This window comes from Pseudomonas sp. fls2-241-TYG-175 (genome assembly GCF_030209155.1).
Lineage (GTDB): Bacteria > Pseudomonadota > Gammaproteobacteria > Pseudomonadales > Pseudomonadaceae > Aquipseudomonas > Aquipseudomonas viridiflava.
In genome coordinates this window covers 173,880-188,479 of sequence record NZ_JARVSO010000001.1, presented here as the reverse complement: position 1 = coordinate 188,479, position 14,600 = coordinate 173,880, and the positions used below count along the sequence as shown (strand labels likewise).

Annotated in this window: 25 protein-coding genes; 11 read left to right on the top strand and 14 right to left on the bottom strand. The window is 54.7% G+C overall.

Going from position 1 to position 14,600, the window contains the following annotated elements; all coding sequences use genetic code 11:
* Nucleotides 1-23 precede the first annotated feature (23 nt).
* Nucleotides 24-647, bottom strand: coding sequence for a putative metallopeptidase (locus tag QRN20_RS00925; RefSeq protein ID WP_285359898.1), 624 nt, complete (start codon nucleotides 645-647; stop codon nucleotides 24-26).
* A 332-nt stretch (nucleotides 648-979) separates the two neighbouring features.
* Between QRN20_RS00925 and QRN20_RS00920 the strand changes: the two genes are divergently transcribed.
* Entirely contained in the window at nucleotides 980-1,234 is a 255-nt protein-coding gene (locus QRN20_RS00920; protein ID WP_241090374.1) for a hypothetical protein, read from the top strand.
* Between the two features lie 22 nt (nucleotides 1,235-1,256).
* Here QRN20_RS00920 and QRN20_RS00915 read toward each other — a convergent pair whose 3' ends face one another.
* The 3 genes from QRN20_RS00915 to QRN20_RS00905 all read right to left on the bottom strand — a co-directional run bounded on the left by QRN20_RS00915 (nucleotide 1,257) and on the right by QRN20_RS00905 (nucleotide 2,934).
* Nucleotides 1,257-1,703: an Ntn hydrolase family protein gene (locus tag QRN20_RS00915; RefSeq protein ID WP_285359897.1), complete on the bottom strand. Its 447-nt coding sequence runs from the start codon at nucleotides 1,701-1,703 to the stop codon at nucleotides 1,257-1,259.
* 521 nt (nucleotides 1,704-2,224) lie between these two features.
* The gene (locus QRN20_RS00910) at nucleotides 2,225-2,563 is read right to left on the bottom strand and encodes a hypothetical protein (RefSeq protein ID WP_025995759.1); all 339 of its coding nucleotides are present in this window, start codon (nucleotides 2,561-2,563) and stop codon (nucleotides 2,225-2,227) included.
* The gene (locus tag QRN20_RS00905; protein WP_025995758.1) at nucleotides 2,563-2,934 is read right to left on the bottom strand and encodes a DUF3450 domain-containing protein; all 372 of its coding nucleotides are present in this window, start codon (nucleotides 2,932-2,934) and stop codon (nucleotides 2,563-2,565) included. The genes QRN20_RS00910 and QRN20_RS00905 overlap by 1 nt, the downstream gene beginning before the upstream one ends.
* A 169-nt stretch (nucleotides 2,935-3,103) precedes the next feature.
* Here QRN20_RS00905 and QRN20_RS00900 point away from each other — a divergent pair, with 169 nt between their 5' ends.
* Entirely contained in the window at nucleotides 3,104-3,460 is a 357-nt protein-coding gene (locus QRN20_RS00900) for a hypothetical protein (protein WP_285359896.1), read from the top strand.
* A gap of 125 nt (nucleotides 3,461-3,585) precedes the next feature.
* Here QRN20_RS00900 and QRN20_RS00895 read toward each other — a convergent pair whose 3' ends face one another.
* The 9 genes from QRN20_RS00895 to QRN20_RS00855 form a co-directional block, all read right to left on the bottom strand.
* Nucleotides 3,586-4,167 (bottom strand): hypothetical protein, encoded by a 582-nt coding sequence (locus QRN20_RS00895; protein ID WP_285359895.1) that lies wholly within the window; start codon nucleotides 4,165-4,167, stop codon nucleotides 3,586-3,588.
* Nucleotides 4,164-4,751, bottom strand: a complete 588-nt coding sequence (locus QRN20_RS00890; protein WP_192061980.1) for a recombination protein NinG — start codon at nucleotides 4,749-4,751, stop codon at nucleotides 4,164-4,166. The genes QRN20_RS00895 and QRN20_RS00890 overlap by 4 nt, the downstream gene beginning before the upstream one ends.
* Complete coding sequence (locus QRN20_RS00885; protein WP_285359894.1) at nucleotides 4,742-5,065, bottom strand: hypothetical protein; 324 nt, start codon at nucleotides 5,063-5,065, stop codon at nucleotides 4,742-4,744. The genes QRN20_RS00890 and QRN20_RS00885 overlap by 10 nt, the downstream gene beginning before the upstream one ends.
* Complete coding sequence (locus tag QRN20_RS00880) at nucleotides 5,062-5,532, bottom strand: hypothetical protein (RefSeq protein WP_285359893.1); 471 nt, start codon at nucleotides 5,530-5,532, stop codon at nucleotides 5,062-5,064. Before QRN20_RS00880 ends, QRN20_RS00885 begins: the two co-directional genes overlap by 4 nt.
* Entirely contained in the window at nucleotides 5,529-5,774 is a 246-nt protein-coding gene (locus QRN20_RS00875; RefSeq protein ID WP_285359892.1) for a phiTE_015 family protein, read from the bottom strand. The genes QRN20_RS00880 and QRN20_RS00875 overlap by 4 nt, the downstream gene beginning before the upstream one ends.
* Complete coding sequence (locus tag QRN20_RS00870; RefSeq protein WP_285359891.1) at nucleotides 5,771-6,568, bottom strand: hypothetical protein; 798 nt, start codon at nucleotides 6,566-6,568, stop codon at nucleotides 5,771-5,773. Before QRN20_RS00870 ends, QRN20_RS00875 begins: the two co-directional genes overlap by 4 nt.
* A complete protein-coding gene (locus QRN20_RS00865; protein WP_285359890.1) occupies nucleotides 6,555-7,532 on the bottom strand; it encodes a phage replication protein in 978 nt (325 codons plus the stop codon). Before QRN20_RS00865 ends, QRN20_RS00870 begins: the two co-directional genes overlap by 14 nt.
* Before the next feature lie 33 nt (nucleotides 7,533-7,565).
* On the bottom strand, nucleotides 7,566-7,988 hold the full coding sequence (locus tag QRN20_RS00860; protein ID WP_285359960.1) for a phage regulatory CII family protein: 423 nt from the start codon (nucleotides 7,986-7,988) through the stop codon (nucleotides 7,566-7,568).
* A 128-nt stretch (nucleotides 7,989-8,116) separates the two neighbouring features.
* Nucleotides 8,117-8,302, bottom strand: a complete 186-nt coding sequence (locus tag QRN20_RS00855) for a hypothetical protein (RefSeq protein WP_016567845.1) — start codon at nucleotides 8,300-8,302, stop codon at nucleotides 8,117-8,119.
* 126 nt (nucleotides 8,303-8,428) lie between these two features.
* Between QRN20_RS00855 and QRN20_RS00850 the strand changes: the two genes are divergently transcribed.
* From QRN20_RS00850 to QRN20_RS00835, 4 genes are read left to right on the top strand one after another with little or no spacing between them, the layout of a single operon-like run.
* The gene (locus QRN20_RS00850; protein WP_502942000.1) at nucleotides 8,429-9,061 is read left to right on the top strand and encodes a LexA family protein; all 633 of its coding nucleotides are present in this window, start codon (nucleotides 8,429-8,431) and stop codon (nucleotides 9,059-9,061) included.
* 40 nt (nucleotides 9,062-9,101) lie between these two features.
* Nucleotides 9,102-9,335 (top strand): hypothetical protein, encoded by a 234-nt coding sequence (locus QRN20_RS00845; RefSeq protein WP_285359888.1) that lies wholly within the window; start codon nucleotides 9,102-9,104, stop codon nucleotides 9,333-9,335.
* A gap of 60 nt (nucleotides 9,336-9,395) precedes the next feature.
* On the top strand, nucleotides 9,396-10,487 hold the full coding sequence (locus QRN20_RS00840; protein ID WP_285359886.1) for a hypothetical protein: 1,092 nt from the start codon (nucleotides 9,396-9,398) through the stop codon (nucleotides 10,485-10,487).
* Nucleotides 10,484-11,023, top strand: coding sequence for a hypothetical protein (locus QRN20_RS00835; protein ID WP_285359885.1), 540 nt, complete (start codon nucleotides 10,484-10,486; stop codon nucleotides 11,021-11,023). The genes QRN20_RS00840 and QRN20_RS00835 overlap by 4 nt, the downstream gene beginning before the upstream one ends.
* A 205-nt stretch (nucleotides 11,024-11,228) precedes the next feature.
* On the opposite strand, the gene QRN20_RS00830 is transcribed toward QRN20_RS00835, so the two are convergent.
* Nucleotides 11,229-11,834: a hypothetical protein gene (locus tag QRN20_RS00830; protein ID WP_285359884.1), complete on the bottom strand. Its 606-nt coding sequence runs from the start codon at nucleotides 11,832-11,834 to the stop codon at nucleotides 11,229-11,231.
* A 661-nt stretch (nucleotides 11,835-12,495) separates the two neighbouring features.
* On the opposite strand from QRN20_RS00830, the gene QRN20_RS00825 reads away from it, so the two are divergent.
* The 5 genes from QRN20_RS00825 to QRN20_RS00805 all read left to right on the top strand — a co-directional run bounded on the left by QRN20_RS00825 (nucleotide 12,496) and on the right by QRN20_RS00805 (nucleotide 14,475).
* On the top strand, nucleotides 12,496-12,681 hold the full coding sequence (locus tag QRN20_RS00825) for a hypothetical protein (protein ID WP_285359882.1): 186 nt from the start codon (nucleotides 12,496-12,498) through the stop codon (nucleotides 12,679-12,681).
* Nucleotides 12,682-13,132: 451 nt separating this feature from the next.
* Nucleotides 13,133-13,354, top strand: coding sequence for a hypothetical protein (locus QRN20_RS00820; protein WP_122439833.1), 222 nt, complete (start codon nucleotides 13,133-13,135; stop codon nucleotides 13,352-13,354).
* Nucleotides 13,355-13,667: 313 nt separating this feature from the next.
* Entirely contained in the window at nucleotides 13,668-14,072 is a 405-nt protein-coding gene (locus QRN20_RS00815; protein WP_285359878.1) for a hypothetical protein, read from the top strand.
* Entirely contained in the window at nucleotides 14,069-14,284 is a 216-nt protein-coding gene (locus tag QRN20_RS00810; RefSeq protein WP_285359876.1) for a hypothetical protein, read from the top strand. The genes QRN20_RS00815 and QRN20_RS00810 overlap by 4 nt, the downstream gene beginning before the upstream one ends.
* Nucleotides 14,281-14,475, top strand: coding sequence for a hypothetical protein (locus QRN20_RS00805; RefSeq protein WP_122503143.1), 195 nt, complete (start codon nucleotides 14,281-14,283; stop codon nucleotides 14,473-14,475). Before QRN20_RS00810 ends, QRN20_RS00805 begins: the two co-directional genes overlap by 4 nt.
* Nucleotides 14,476-14,600 lie beyond the last annotated feature (125 nt).

Below are 14,600 nucleotides of genomic sequence, written 5' to 3'. Positions count from 1 at the left end.
TTCCGTCTAATGCCTGTCAAATTTCAGGCCGACTTGAGCAGACAGGTTCCGCAGGCCCTCGATATGTTGAGTTTGCCCACCTCAGCGGGCTTGTTTGCAGCATCGACCAGCAGCTGGACGTCCGGGCTTGCCCCATAGCGACGGACCACACCGACGAACTCTTCGACGTCGTGGCCACGCATCTCAAGCTTGGGTAACCCGTCCTGGGTAAACTTGGGTGCGCCGTACTGATCGGTCGCCTGGGTGATGTGGTACAGCTCATGCTCGACCAGTGCGCAGAAGTCATCGTCCGGACATTGCGAGCAGTAATCTGCGGCCAGGGTGATGATGTAGCCCGGTACGTAGCCGAACCAGTCACGCATCTGTTGCTCCATCCGTGCCTTCTGCCACCCGCCTGCTCGGAAGGCGACCTGTTCAGCCTGGCCCAGTACTGTGCGACCCTGCTTCGTGAATGCAGATGACGCCCACATGACGCAGATGTCAGCATCGATCAGATGGGCGTGTTCTTCGTTGTGGATGCTGCCTGTATCAGCGAGGATTTCGGACTGGAGCCAGTTCCACACCTCGGGCGCAGGAGTCAGGCGTATACCGAAGCCGGATAGATCCGACAGCTCAAGAAGAGAAGATGGCGGATATGGCCTTCCCATAAATCACCTAAAGCTTGAAATGATGGCTATTAGCCGGTATTAATGCCAATTTTTTACAGCAAGGTAGCTGCCCAATGTCGCTCGCAAGCACCCGCCTCACCATAGTTACGGCACTAGCATCTCTGTTACTCAGCGGGTGTGCCTCATACCCACAGGAGACCAAGACGAACTATGGCCCCGGAAAGGTGGACGTCGTGACAAGGCACTATGTTTGCTACACCGACGCTCAGATCATTGACGGGAAGCGCACCAGCGTGAATTTGTGCGCTAGGTCCCATTCAGGTTTTTCCTTTGACGATCAACCCCAGATATGGGCCGGGATTGGCAATCGAATGCCCGCCAAGTTTCAACTCAGCGATGCGATTCAAGGAGCAAAGGTGCGCATCAATGATCATTTTGGCTTTCTCAAATGCGATCCACTGCAACAAGCATCTACCGATGCAGCGCGCGAGACCTTTTGTAAGCTCACACTCAACGATCAGATAATAGTCAGCGCGCAGGTTATATTTGAACCGCTCTCCGACACCCGTATGAACGAGCAGCCAAGCGGTATATTCGGTCTCATAGACGCACTTAAGCGACCGTGATTAACCGTCAGCCCGTGCCGCACTAAACCTGCGGCACACCCTCTTCGCGAATGACCATCGTCCGAGCGGTCCCGCCCGTGTAGATGTCACGCTTCATCGCGGCGCGGACCGCCTCATCTGCGCTAGCCCCCATATCCATTGCTGCCAAGGCGTAGGCAGATCCGCTCCCAATAGCGTCAGCGTTAGCCGGATCGAGCGGCTGCTTCCAGATACCTGTCTTGTCGTCATGCCCGACCATCATGAGTTTGCCGTTATCTGCGACGAAACCTGAGCACTCCACGGGATCTTTTGAAGGGGTGCCGAAGTAGGCCGCGATCAGTGCCTGCTCATCGCACACGCATCCAGACAAGAAGAAGCTCACGCCGTTTACGATCTCGCACTTCAGGCAATCATCGGAAACGATTGCTCCGCCTCTGGTCTGGCGGGAGTCATAGGCGATCACGCCGTCTTTGTACGCTATGGTCGTCATGTACTACTCCAATGTGCCGCGCGCCAATATGCCCCGGCAACGGCACTTGCGGATGAGCGCTTCGCGGAGATCGGGTTGAAAGAGAAGAACAGATTGTTTATAAGATTGGATCCAAATATGAGGATCTGAACATGAAACCAGGCTTTGAAATCGGAATCTTGAGCTTTGCCCTTCCTCTGGCTTTTTGCCTCCTCTACCTCGCTGGCCGCCAGCTACGAACCCTCGGGGCTTGGATGGACAACACTGATAAACCGAAGGAACGAGCCAAAGCCTACTTAGTAGTGGCCATCGTATTTGGCTTCGTCATGGGGTCCTTGATGCAGCCTCTATACAACAAAGGTAGTGAATGCTCGGCTGTAGGCCAACCACTGGTGCCATGCCTTTTCAATAGCTATCGGTGAAGCTTCAGACCCGATTGGGCGCAAGGCCAATCGGGTTTCCAAACCTTGCCGTTAAAGAACACCGCCAAACCTTAAATTGATTCTGAACCAACAAATGTCAGCGCTTGGGCTTATGGTGCGCTACGGCGTTTGCCGCTCCAGCGCCTCATGAACTTTATCGGCAGCCTTCCCTGCGGTCTCTGCGGCCTGTGTCGCCTTCCCCGCTGCGCCCTCAACCTTCACAGCTGCTTCAGTCGCGGACTTGGCAAGTTTGTTGAGGCGCATGTCGCGCTGAATGGTGGCCTCGTCATAACCACGGCGGGCTTCGGCAAGCTGCACGCTGTACCAGCTTGCGAGCTGCCACTGGGCAACCTGAAAGCCGAGCATTGCGCCTCCCGCTATCAGCAGGATAGCCATCAACCAAACTTCTACTCTTCTCCACCAGTGGCGGGCGACGAAATTGATTGCGCATCTATCCATCAGTTGTTTCCTCCGAGCTGCGCACGCAGACGAGCGATTTCAGCGCTCTGGCTGGTGACCTTGTCGGTGAGCTGCACGATGTGGCTGGTCAGGGCTTCGATCTTCCCTTCCATGCGGCCGACGGCAGCAGCGAGTTCATTGCGCTCTTTGGCGAACTGGTCAGCGCGGGTCTCGGCTTCTTTGCGCGCCACACGTTCAGAGTCGAGCAGTTCGTTCAGCCGGCGGACGGTGCCGATGTCGGCATTGTCCATCGCGCGGTCGGCTGCATCCTTGGAGAGGAATTTCCTCAACCACAGGAAGCCACCAAGTAGGATCGTGCCCGTACCGCCCAGCCAGGTAGCTGTGCCTGGGCCGAGGTCGGTTGGGTCCATTTTTTCTCCAGTAATGAAAAACTCGCCAGAACGGTGAGCCTCAGAATGCATGCTGATATCTAACGCCGCGCTCAACCACCAAAACATCTTTACTGTACTAGCCAGTGACATAGACCAATAATATGAGGAATATCACGAACAAGTATTTAACTAAATTTAGGGGTGAGGGATGGAAAACCGAAACAAATCCGGTCTTGATGACATCAAAACCCTGTTCGATGGCGTTAAGAATTTAGCGCTTTGTGCAGCGCTTGCAGTGGGGCTAAAGGAATTCCAAGCGCCTATGGAAAACCTCGGCATTAGCTACGAAATCCGACAAATAATAAACACCAGCGGAATGTTGGTTGCGAGCGGTTTTACAACGCTCGCTATCGTCTGGCTGTGTTTTAGCTTTAAGGAAAAACCTGCTTGGCCGATTATGTTTAGACTCAGCCTAATTGCTCTCGGCACCGTTACTTTAATTGTAATGGCGATAATCATAGCTTCAGCGACGGAATCTATCCCTAGCTTATTCCTATTTTATTAAAGCTCGCGATTCAATCGTCCATAAAAAAGCCCGACAACAAGGTCGGGCCTTCTAGATACTATGCTTTAATTGCCGTAGGCAAAATACTCAATATGGCAAAATGATGCCCTCAGCCGCACGGGAAGTCAAGCGGCTTCTCTCATCTTATAAATGACCGCTCCAACCGGACTCAACGCCATCCGGTCCACGTCCTCACAGCATTCGAAGGAAAGGCGCACGAAGCACTCCCAATCCCGATCCCAGTTACAAGATTCCAGCTTCACCCCGAACTCACCCATCAGCCACGATCGAAACGCTTCAGGCTTAATCAGCGGATCTTCATTGGCCGACTGGCCGCCCTGATGCATGTAGCGATATCGGCGCATCACGCCCTTCACCACGTACTGCAGCTTCTCACGCTTGCCGGCCGTCATGCGCTTGGACTTCGACATGACCATACCGAACACCACGCCCTCTGCCGCCTCGTTGATGTCGTCGTCACGGTTGGCGGCGTACATGTATTCCCCGAACACACGTACCTGCGGGTGCAGCTTGGCGATAGCCGACTGGATATGCCCGGCCAGTGTGCTGTGCATCGCATGGTTGGCCGTTGGACCTCGCTCCGTACCCTGCACTACCACGCCGAGCTGAACGACGTCAGAGGACTGACCAGGAGCTGGAATATAGGTGCAGTCATGCCACGCCTGACGTGCTGAGTGGATTTTCATGCTGCTGCCCTTTTCAATTCTCTTGTCAGTGCCCGGTACTTGCCTGTCAGGGCTTTCAATTCTTCGATAGTGTATTTCTGGGGCTCATGAGGGCCTTCGAGCCATTCCACATTAACTATGCCGATGCGACGCACCAGCTCGAGCCGATACTCCACGACATTTCCGGACTTGTGTTGATTACAGGGCACGCATTGCTTGTGGCAGTTCATCGGCTCAAAGCGCAGCGCAGGGTTGCTCCCGACAGTCCGGTAATGCCCAGCGTCATACTTCCCTTCGTGGTGCCGACTACAGCTCACGCAAGGCAGCGCAGCGTCGCGGTGACGAACCCACTCGTTGAACGCCTGCTGGGTGTCCTTCATGTGCTCTGAACGACTTTTCAGGGCCTCTTTGCGAATCTTGATTTCCCGGCGCTCGAACTGAGCCAGCGCCTTGTGGGCCTTGGCCTGATTCCTCGGTGCGTCCACGATCGCGCAGGCCGGACTGCATACCGCCTGCCCGAGTTTCTGCGGGACAAATGAGGCCCCGCACTCAGGTACGCGGCATTTCTTCGCCTTGGGGGTTTTGGCTTGGAGGCTCATGCGCATGGCTCGGCCTCCTTGGATTTCTGCTGCTCAGGGGCGAAGTCGCCGCGCAGGGGTATTAAGTGACGCTCCTCAACCAGGGCTACGCCGCCAACATCTAGCCAGCCCCCGGTATGGAGATTTGCGGACAGTCCGGAGGCCTGTACCAACCAGCTCTCCGTGCCTCGATTTAAAAACCGCCTGCCATCTGCAAGACCGAAAGCCTCGTTCGTAGCCCGCTTCTGCACTAACTCCACAGCCATTCCAATATTTGGAGAAATACCCTTGCTAGACCCAACGATCACCGCCAGGTCGCCAGACTTGAATTGATGATTCATGCCGCCACCTCGCCGATCAGATCGCCGAAGAAGACGCCCAGCGCCGAGAACTCAGTCAGGATGCGGTCCGTGTACGCCACACCCTGGGCGCGATTGAACATGCTGGTGACCGGAAATCCGTCCGGCCCGAGCAACTTGCTGTCGCCCATCAGTCCGAGCTTTTCCTCGTAGGTCAGGTGCCTGGTGGTCCGGTGCCATGCTGCGCGGTAATCCTCGTCCTCGTTGATCAGGATCTGGACGCCGTGGTGCAGCTTGCAGTACTTGCGGGCCTCACTGGCGTCGCCGATCTGGGTCATTTCGGAGATGCGCTTGTAGAACGCGAACCACAATGCGTTCTGGTCGAGCGTGCGGTCCTTGCCCGGGCGCAGCGACACGACGACGAACTTCTTCTCGCGGAACATCGCGGTCATGCGCGTGACGGCTTCGGTGAGCTTGGACTGACAGTTGACACTGATCTTGTCGGTCATGGCTGAATCCTCAAGCCTGCAGCTTGGATGGTTTCCGAAACCTCATCCGCGTCCATGAGACGTTGCCGGTCTTGATGCCATGCGTCAGGCAGATCAATCACCAGCGCCTCGCGGGAAGCCCGCCATGCCACCCATAGGCAATCGACCGAGCGCACCAGGTAGACGCCGTTCGCCTTGTCGATCATCTGGTTGCAAGACAGTGCCCACGCCTCAAATTGTTCTCGCACCTTGTCGTTGATCATTGCCCCGCCCTCCTCAATTCCAGTTCTTCAGCCTGCTGCTGGAGCAGCGCTAGGCGATTGGCCAAGGCATTGGCGGCCTTGATCTTCAGCTCGTTCTTGCGTTCGGCGGAGGCAGCTCTCATCTCGTGCATGCTGTCTTTCACGGCCTGGAGTTTTTCGCGCACATCTGGGCTTGGGTTGGTGACCTGTCCGGTAAGCAGTCCAGCAATGGCCTCGCCGTCCTGCGTGATGGGCGCCACATTGAGATCCGCCAGATACAACTGTCCTCGTTCTTGCGGAATGCGCTGCATCTGCACGGCGGAGGTGATGGCCTCGACTCGGCGGTTGGCGTCGAAACCTACAGAGACGTGCCAGCTAACCGACTTGGCTTGATCACGGGCCAGCTTTACGAAACGCTCGTACGCACTCATGAAGGCCATGCGGGCACCAATCTGGTCGCCGGCGTTAAGAACCGGCTTTGCCGCGGCGAGGGCCAGTTGGATTTCGTCGGTCAGCACCACGGTTTCGAATTCGTCATTGGTCGTCAGCGCGATGGCCCAAGCCTCGTCCTTGCCTGGGCGACCGTCAGAGGACTGCACGCGCTGGAGGATGTCAGCCATTGCCAGCTTTCCCTTCACCTCGAAACGGCAGGCCTTGAGCGCGGCTTTCACCACCGGCACCGAGTAAGCGCAAAGGTCTTCCGCCATCATCGCGGCGGTGCCTGGATTCATTTCCTGCCCCATGGCCTCGGCTGTTGCGCAAATAGCGGCCGCTAGCCCGGCAACCTGCTGGTCGTTCATCTCAGAGGTATTCATTGCGGTCACCTGCTTGGCGTTTGGCGAGAACCGTTTGGAAGGCCTGCTCGGCTGCGGACAGGTTCGCCTCGGTTCTTTCCATCTGGCGTGCGGTTGTGCCGTTGACGCGCTGACCGGTTACCCACTGGGTGTGATAGCTCTCCGCGTTGGCCAGCAGCTCGTTTAGGCTGTGACATTTGCGCAGAACGGCGGCATCGCTGGTTTTCAGGAAGTGGGCAGCGACGTGATGCGCGACGTCGGCGCCGAGACGGTCGACCAGCTGACCTAGCTGACCGCCGACCTTGGCGTTCCAAACAGGCCAGGCGCTGTAGCGTTTGCGATAGGCCATCGCATAATTCGCCCAGACCTTGAACGTTTTGCAGGTTCGATCTTTCGGTCCCGGCATGTCGGCGGGAATCTCAACCCGGGGTGCCTCCGTGAGCCCATCAACCGAAGTCATGTGTCGGGACTGAACCGGCTCGTCCGGAGCGTCCTGCAAACTCTGACTTGTACCCTGATTGGTATCCTGATTACTTGTATCCTGATTTGTCGGAGATTTTTCCGACCCTTGCCCGGATTTTTTTCCGACCTTGATCGGATTTTTCTCCGAGGTAGCTCGGATTTTTTTCCGAGCCTTGCCGTCTGGTAGGGTCGGATATTTTTCCGACCCATCGAGTTTCTGATTCCACTCGACGGCCTTCGCTGTCAGACGAAAAAGCGTGATGTTTGACGTGCTAGAAAGCTCGATCAAACCGGCCTCTTCCAACGCTTTCAACATGCGATACGCGGTATCAGGCTTGTCAGTAAGCAGCGGAAGCTCCTCAATGATCTTTGCCTTGCTCAACGCGAAGTAAATCCCGCTATCGGTCTTGACTGGCTTGGTCCAGCTCGGGCATCCATAGACGAACGCGAACAGAAGGGCCTGCTGAGAATTCAGCCCCCACTCCAGCGCTTTCACCTGATTTATTGTGACGGTGTATTGCATATCAGGACTTCCCGACCGTCTTGGTCCGGTTCATCAGGCAGCCTTCAGCGATTCGCGAAGCACCTGGAGCGCGTCGATCGCCTCCTGAATGGCCTTGTCGCCCTGCGCTTTCTCGTGCTGGCTGATATGGTTGTCGACGGTGGCGTCATAGATCAGGCGCTTAACGTCGCCGGACTCGGCGGCGAGATGCGCCAAGGCCGCAAGCAGTGGTTTAGGCGCTGGCCGCAGGCGTGCAACGACATCGCAGCCGAACTCGTCAGCAAGGGCCTTCAGCGGTCGCAGATCATTCGCGTGCAGCAGAATCCCGAATAGGTGCTCAATGGTCAGGTGGTGAGCATCGTTGTCCGGGTTCGCGCGCTGGAGCAGGCTCACGTGAGCAACCCCCATTTTCGCCGCCAAGCTTTTGGCCTCGTTTTCGAGGACGGCGCTCTGGCAGGACCGCAAGAAATTTTCCATTCGTAAAACCTCGATTCTGTTTCCGTAGTGCCTGGCGTTGATGCAGGGCAATATTTGTTCATTGAAGCGGCGGACCAACGACATCTCATCAGTCATTTAGGCCAAGGGCGCGTAGCTGATGAAAGGGTTTAAGCGGCTGATTTCTGAATGGCTTCTTCGTACAGGGTCTCAATAGCTTTCCCTGTCTCGTAGCGAACCCCGGCACCCTTACTGGCCCGGTGAATAGTTGGCTGAGTGGTCTCAGCTTTTTCGGCGATCGCTTTCTGGGAAAAACCCATGGCGAACAAGCCGGTAAGCATCTGTTGAATCGTCATAGGTGCCTCCAATTCGGCGACGCATTGAGTCAATAATACGCGTACGTATTGGTACAGGCAATACACTCCCGTAATACGTTTTCTTATTGGTGAAAAATGCATATCGGGGACCGAGTCTTCTCGGAGATGAATGCTCGCGGCTGGAGCGAGGGAGAGCTGGCGCGTCAGGCTGGCGTGACGCAGCCGACTATCCACAGGATAATTACTGGCGAATCAAAATCCCCTAAGCGTGAAAACATCGAGAGGATTGCGAAGGTTTTGCGTGTTCCGAGCAAATGGCTATGGGACGGCGGGCCGCGACCGGCGTCAGAATCAGCAGAGCAGTCCAATGTCGCTCACGTTGACCAGCCACCGCGCATGTACAGCTACCCTGTAGTGAGCTGGGTCACGGCCGGTGGGTGGTCGGAAGCGGTTGAGCCTTTTGCGCCCGGAGCTTATGACGACTACGAGGCTTCTGAATACAAGGCCAAGGGCCCGGCATTCTGGCTGGAGGTCAAAGGAGACTCGATGACGGCATCTACTGCCCCTTCGATTCCAGAGGGCTCGCAGATCCTTGTGGACACCCGCGCAGACGTGCGCCCAGGCAAGCTGGTGATCGCGAAGCTAGCCGGTAGCAATGAGGCGACCTTCAAGAAGCTTGTGGAAGATGGCGGCATCAGATTCTTGAAGCCCCTTAACCCGGCCTACCCCACGGTGCAATGCGCGGACGACTGCAGGATCATTGGGGTGGTGGTTAGGTCGCTGATGAAGTTTGCATGATGGTAAACAACCTGGCGGAGGGAATTTGTAGGAGCATCACATGGGGCTGACAAAACCGAATCAAGAACTCGCACGCGACATGCAGGGCCTCGCCTCCAACCTCAAATGGTCGGTAGAGTTGATGCAGATCGCTGAGCGGTTGAGCCTTGTAGGCAATGAGCCTGACGCTCAGGCCATCTTCAAGATAATCACTGGGTCCCATGCTGGCGAGGACAAGCTGGCTGGGTATGCGGATGAGGTAAAGGCTGGGCTGATCGCCAGGGTGAAGGTTTAAAAAAAATGTAACAACTCAAATAATCAGGATATCAATTAATAGGAAACGGAAGCCTACAAAATGAAAAGCACTTCAAAATCTAAAGCTATCCATTATAAAAGCGTATTCATAAGTGGCGAGCCTAATATCCAAGCACTTCTTGATCTAGCGCTTAGCTCTTCAAGCAAAATAGCTAAGCCTAGTCAGCGTCAGCAGAAAATAAACGATGACGACAGCGCTGTTATATTCATCAATAAATTTAAAAAACACAACGGCATGTCTTTTGGTCAGCTTGTTATCTTAGAATCAGGTAAAAAACAAACTTTTATTACCGTTGATGACGAGGCAGAATTTTACTCAATAAGTTCGCTATCCTCCGAAAAAATCCCGGAAATCGATGATGAGAAACAAGGCACTACTAAGCTGGAAAAAGAAGCTTCCGCCAAAAAGCGGCGCGAATTTATAGAATCGATACTGTATTTTGGTGTTTTGGACAATCACATGATAATCATGCAGTCCTCTGCCCTCAAGAGCAGAGAGCTGGAAGCTCACTTATCTTGGCTTCTAGGTACTTGCTCTTCGGCCGTCTCGCCAAACTCAATGCTCATTCTAAGAGATAAGCCGGCAGAATCTGTTTATAAAAAAATGGAGATCAAGCCGGTAAAAAGCATTCAAATCGGGGCCCCGCTTACAACCGAGGTTTATACAGACCCATCCACCCCAAAAAAGGAGGCGACGTACGCACCTAATCAGGAGGTAACTCACGCGAACAAGGTTAGATTCGTTCCCCATGGAATGGCTGCATCGTTGATAAGGGCTGCCCTTCCGTCCGGATTTCTGGAGAAGCTTGATCTGGAAGACTCCCTAGACGAAGCAAACATCCACGTAGCATTGGAGATTACCTACCTACGTAAAACCAGCAAAGCCGGGCAAAAAATCATAGATTCGGTAGCTACATCCCTTCGCCACAGTCCTGAATCAGACGTCGTAATCAATCTCCAGGGGGGTGGGAAAATTAGAGGCGACGAGCTAAAACTTTCTGGTAACATAAGCGTAAAGTTCCTAGAGAATGGCCTGATAGACGAAAGTGTACTTTTTCATGAAATGCATACTTGGCTGATATCAAAAATATCAACTACCGAAATAGACGCAACCACAGAGAGTGCAGAGTGAGAAACAGCAACCGACAAGACGGCATGATGATATGGGGCTTTTCTTGCACCATATTATTATGCGTGCTTGGAGGTTATGCGCTGGGGCTTTTAGCCCCGTTAGTGCCCATAGACAAACCAGTAATGCCGATAACCATAATGGCAATATTTCTAGCACCTATAACTCTTTCCACAACTTTAATATTTAAGCTAATAGATATAAAAAAGTTAAAAGGCCTAAACAGGGACGAGAAAAGAAGGATCGGCAGCATCATAAAAGCTAAAACACTGAGAATCCTATTACTTATTTTCATTTATTTCATCTCAGCAGCATCTATTGGCATCTTATTTTTCGCGTCATCTATTCCTGATGGTGCAATTACTGCGCTGTTTACTCTAAGGGTGGCGGGAGCTTTTCTAGGCTTTGCAATATCCACATCTATCATCGTATTGATGGAAACAATTGAAACAAACAACTTTGAAGTGAAAATCACCAATAGAAGCACCGAGCGTAAAGCGAAGGCAGCGTTGCTTAAACGCCTTGAAAGCAAATCGTAGAAGCATTAGGCCCCTACCTTTATCCCGGCACAGGGCTTTTTTTGCATCTGTCTGGCAGCCGTTCTTCTCGGCTTACATTCAAGCTAGCTGAAGACCGGCCGAGTGTGAGGTGCATGAATCGCCCGGCCAAGCGCCGGGCTTTTTCGTTCAAGCCCCACCCTTTTTTAATCTAAACCGCTCCTCAATGAGCAGCCTCGTTTAATCACTACAACGACGCAGCGTCTATGCCGGCCAGCCTTAGGGATTCGGCCAGAGATGGATCGAGCGCAACCTCGCCAGTTGTCGAGGCCGCCTGGTTAACGCCTACGGTCCGGTATTTGAGAACTTTTCCCGCAAGCATCTGCCTGAGAATCTTCTTGGCCTTATCGCCGCCCGTAATCGTGTATGGGCTCATCATCTGGGCGGCGTTGATCATGGCCTGCTCTTGTGCATTTTTGACGATGGCCGCCTGCTCCGGTAGCAGGTTCAGCAAGTACTGCGGCGCAGCGGGCATTAGACTGACTGGCGTCTCCTGCGGCGTGATAGTCCAGGCTTCGTTCTGATCGATCCGCAGTTGCACTGTACCTACAGGGATCTTAAACCGGCCGCCAGACATCACACCTACATAGACTTGGCCGCCCTCCTTTCGCACAACTGGATAGAATTTCAGCGTGCTCGTGATGATGCTGCTACCCGCAGAAAAGTCACCGGTCGTCACTATCATGGTGCTCTTGTCTGTGAATTCGTCGGTGCTGCCAGTGGCTTTCCATACCGAGCCCGCGCATCCACCTAAAGCAAGGCCCGCCGTCAATAAGGCGATCATCCGTTTCATGTCCAGCTCCAAAATCCGAGTTTATCGATTGTATCAGAGCGAGATTGGCTTCCGTGCTCCCCACCGGACGGTCTTTTTCACTCCCTATCCAGTGTTCATGGACTGAATCCACAGCCTTGTTGGTCGGAATGTTCGCACTGCCAGTCGTTATCGCGCTCATGGCCGGCGCCGCTGACGAGATCTTTCCTTGGTAGGCTTCCGCCCTGCCTCAGCGATCAGCGCCCCTTAGCCGTCAGTTGAACCCACCCTGAAGACAACTTTCCCGATCTGGCCCAACCCTCCACTGAGCGTTTTTTTCTGGGCGCGCAAAAAATAATACGCCAACGCATTGACCAAATTAATACGTATGCGTATTGTTTGCTCATCGACACGTATCAGCCACTCAACAGGCCCAGCGGATCGACCAGCTCTTTAGTCACACCGCACCAGACCTGCCGGATAACCACCGGCCCAGATTCGAAGGCAGCGATGAGTCGGCCTTAACGGCTCAGATGGGTGGCCACTACCCAAGACGCGCAGCGTAAAGCGATCAAAAATAGTGTTCTGGCGGAGTGAATCGCGGCCAGTGAGAAAGATTCTGAGATTGCCGGTCAGCCATGTGCTGACCGGATGCTCTCCAGGTGGTCCCTATTCAGGACCACGCGGAAAGCAGGAGAGTGAGATGAACGAAAAACAGATCGACCGGTTTCGTCAGATCGTTCAAGAGATTTCGACGGACGAGAAGGTTACTTTTGATGAGGCTTTCGCAATCGCGTCGAGTCACTTGGCTTACTGGGTGAGCGAAATGCCAAAGGGACGCCAAGCATCTGGCGGCGGCTCATCATCAGGCCGTAGGCAGCCAGCTTGACCAATCGCTAACCTGAGCGACGAATACCGAGGGCTCGACCGGGCTTGAGAAAGGCAAGGCGATCACCCTGATCCTTTCCCGGAGGGCATAAGCGCTTAGCGAGCTTACTCCGAAATAGGTCCCGGGCGGCATCCTGCTCAAAGCCTCGTTGCCTTGGACTGTTCTCATAAGCCCAAGCGCTTCCATGTCTTCGTGAAGGCCTGTGTAGTCTTCGCTGTTAGCTTTGAAGATTTCAACACGCACCATAAATTCCGCCATTAATACATTCCTTGTTTCGACTGTGGAGGCCGGAGCATATGGGTTTCCCTCGACTGTGGAAAGCGAGGATACAGGGAGCCTGACCCTGCAAAAACAGGCGCCTGATTTCATGCCGCGACCGACGCAAGTAGCGAGTCGCGGTGCAACACCCACAGATTTACTGATACCGCTTATCAACCGGGAGCAACACCAGATGGTCATCATCGAAGACGACTTCACAGGCGGCGCCAAGGTAAGCATGCAGATGGACAAAGAAGCCTGCGAGCTATTTGTCTTCCATTGCCCTTCAGGCCAAGGCTGCAAAGTGAGCAAGTGGCCGCTGGATAGCTACCACATGCCAATGGCATTGGCCCATTACGAGCAATGCTGTGAACTGGAACGCACACCAGAACAACCAGCACCAGCGTCAGCCTGACGAAAACTGCCCGATACCTTGGCACCCCATCGCCAGGCTGCATCGGAGTGTGATCTGGAAAGGCGACTCCATACCGGGCGCGTTGTCAGCGCGCTGAGGCCTTGAGCCGGTACTGAATGGGCGTCCTTGCGATGACAAGCGCAGATCACACCCCGATGCGGATGAGTACAAGCCGTTAAGTCGGTCCCCTGCATCACCCCTCCCCTAAACCAATACGACCGCATCGGCAGGTGCCAGGCCAGTCTCACGGCTGGGTTTGGTCACCCGCGCCTGGCATCTGGCCAATGCGGTTGCGCACTCTCTGGAGGCGATCATGAATGCAGCAACAAAGGTCCTTCCTCTGACGGAAAGGCCGGCAAAACCGTGCACGCCCGCTGAGCAACAGTGGATCGAGAATCACGCCGAATACCTGATGAGGGGCGCGGATGTGAAGTTCAAGCGCCGCATGCACAGTGAACAAGGCGTCACGCTGGAGCGCTTCCACAACGCACTGGATGAGTTGCTCATGGAGCGCCTGAGCCGAACAGGTTCCAGCAACTGGTCGCTGGGCATGGTCATGCACGGCGTGATCACCGGAAATGTCTCGATGGCTCGGGACGGCCTCGTCGAAGCGCTTGGCCTGCCGGACTGCAAACGAGCAATTACTGAGATTGCTGAGAGCTTGCTGCGTCCATTGGCGGCCGACGGACTTATCGCCCAAGCGGAGGATGAGCAGTGAATACGCAAGCCGCCCTTGCCCGACTGGGCCTCGAAATCGCAAGGATGAAGCGGTCCTGGACTCCGGGACCTGACCGCACCTTCGTGATGGGAATGATTGAAATGGCGGAGTTCGCTGGATCGATTGACACCCATACCGCCAACCGTTACCGAGATGCGCTGGACGCAAAGTTCGTCGAGCGTAACGCGTATCTGAAGAGGGTCGCTGCATGACCACGCCCATCTTGAAATCCCTGATCGACGAGCAGCTCGACGAGATCGAGAACAAGATCGCCATCCTCGGGTTCGGACTGCCGTTTAACGAAGTCATCGGTAAGCCTCGAGAAATGCCGGTGTGCGATCTGAAGCAGCGTCTGGCACCGACCATGAAGGGCCGCAGGATTGCTGTGAGGGTTCGGTCGTGACCCGCTTCCAGCGAGCTCGCCGAATCGCTTACTGGCGCGGATCAGGAGTCGCTCTGCTCCTCACAACGCTCTGGATGCTGGCCAGCGCCTACGCTTCGCACCTGACGCAATAACCCCCTTTCTCG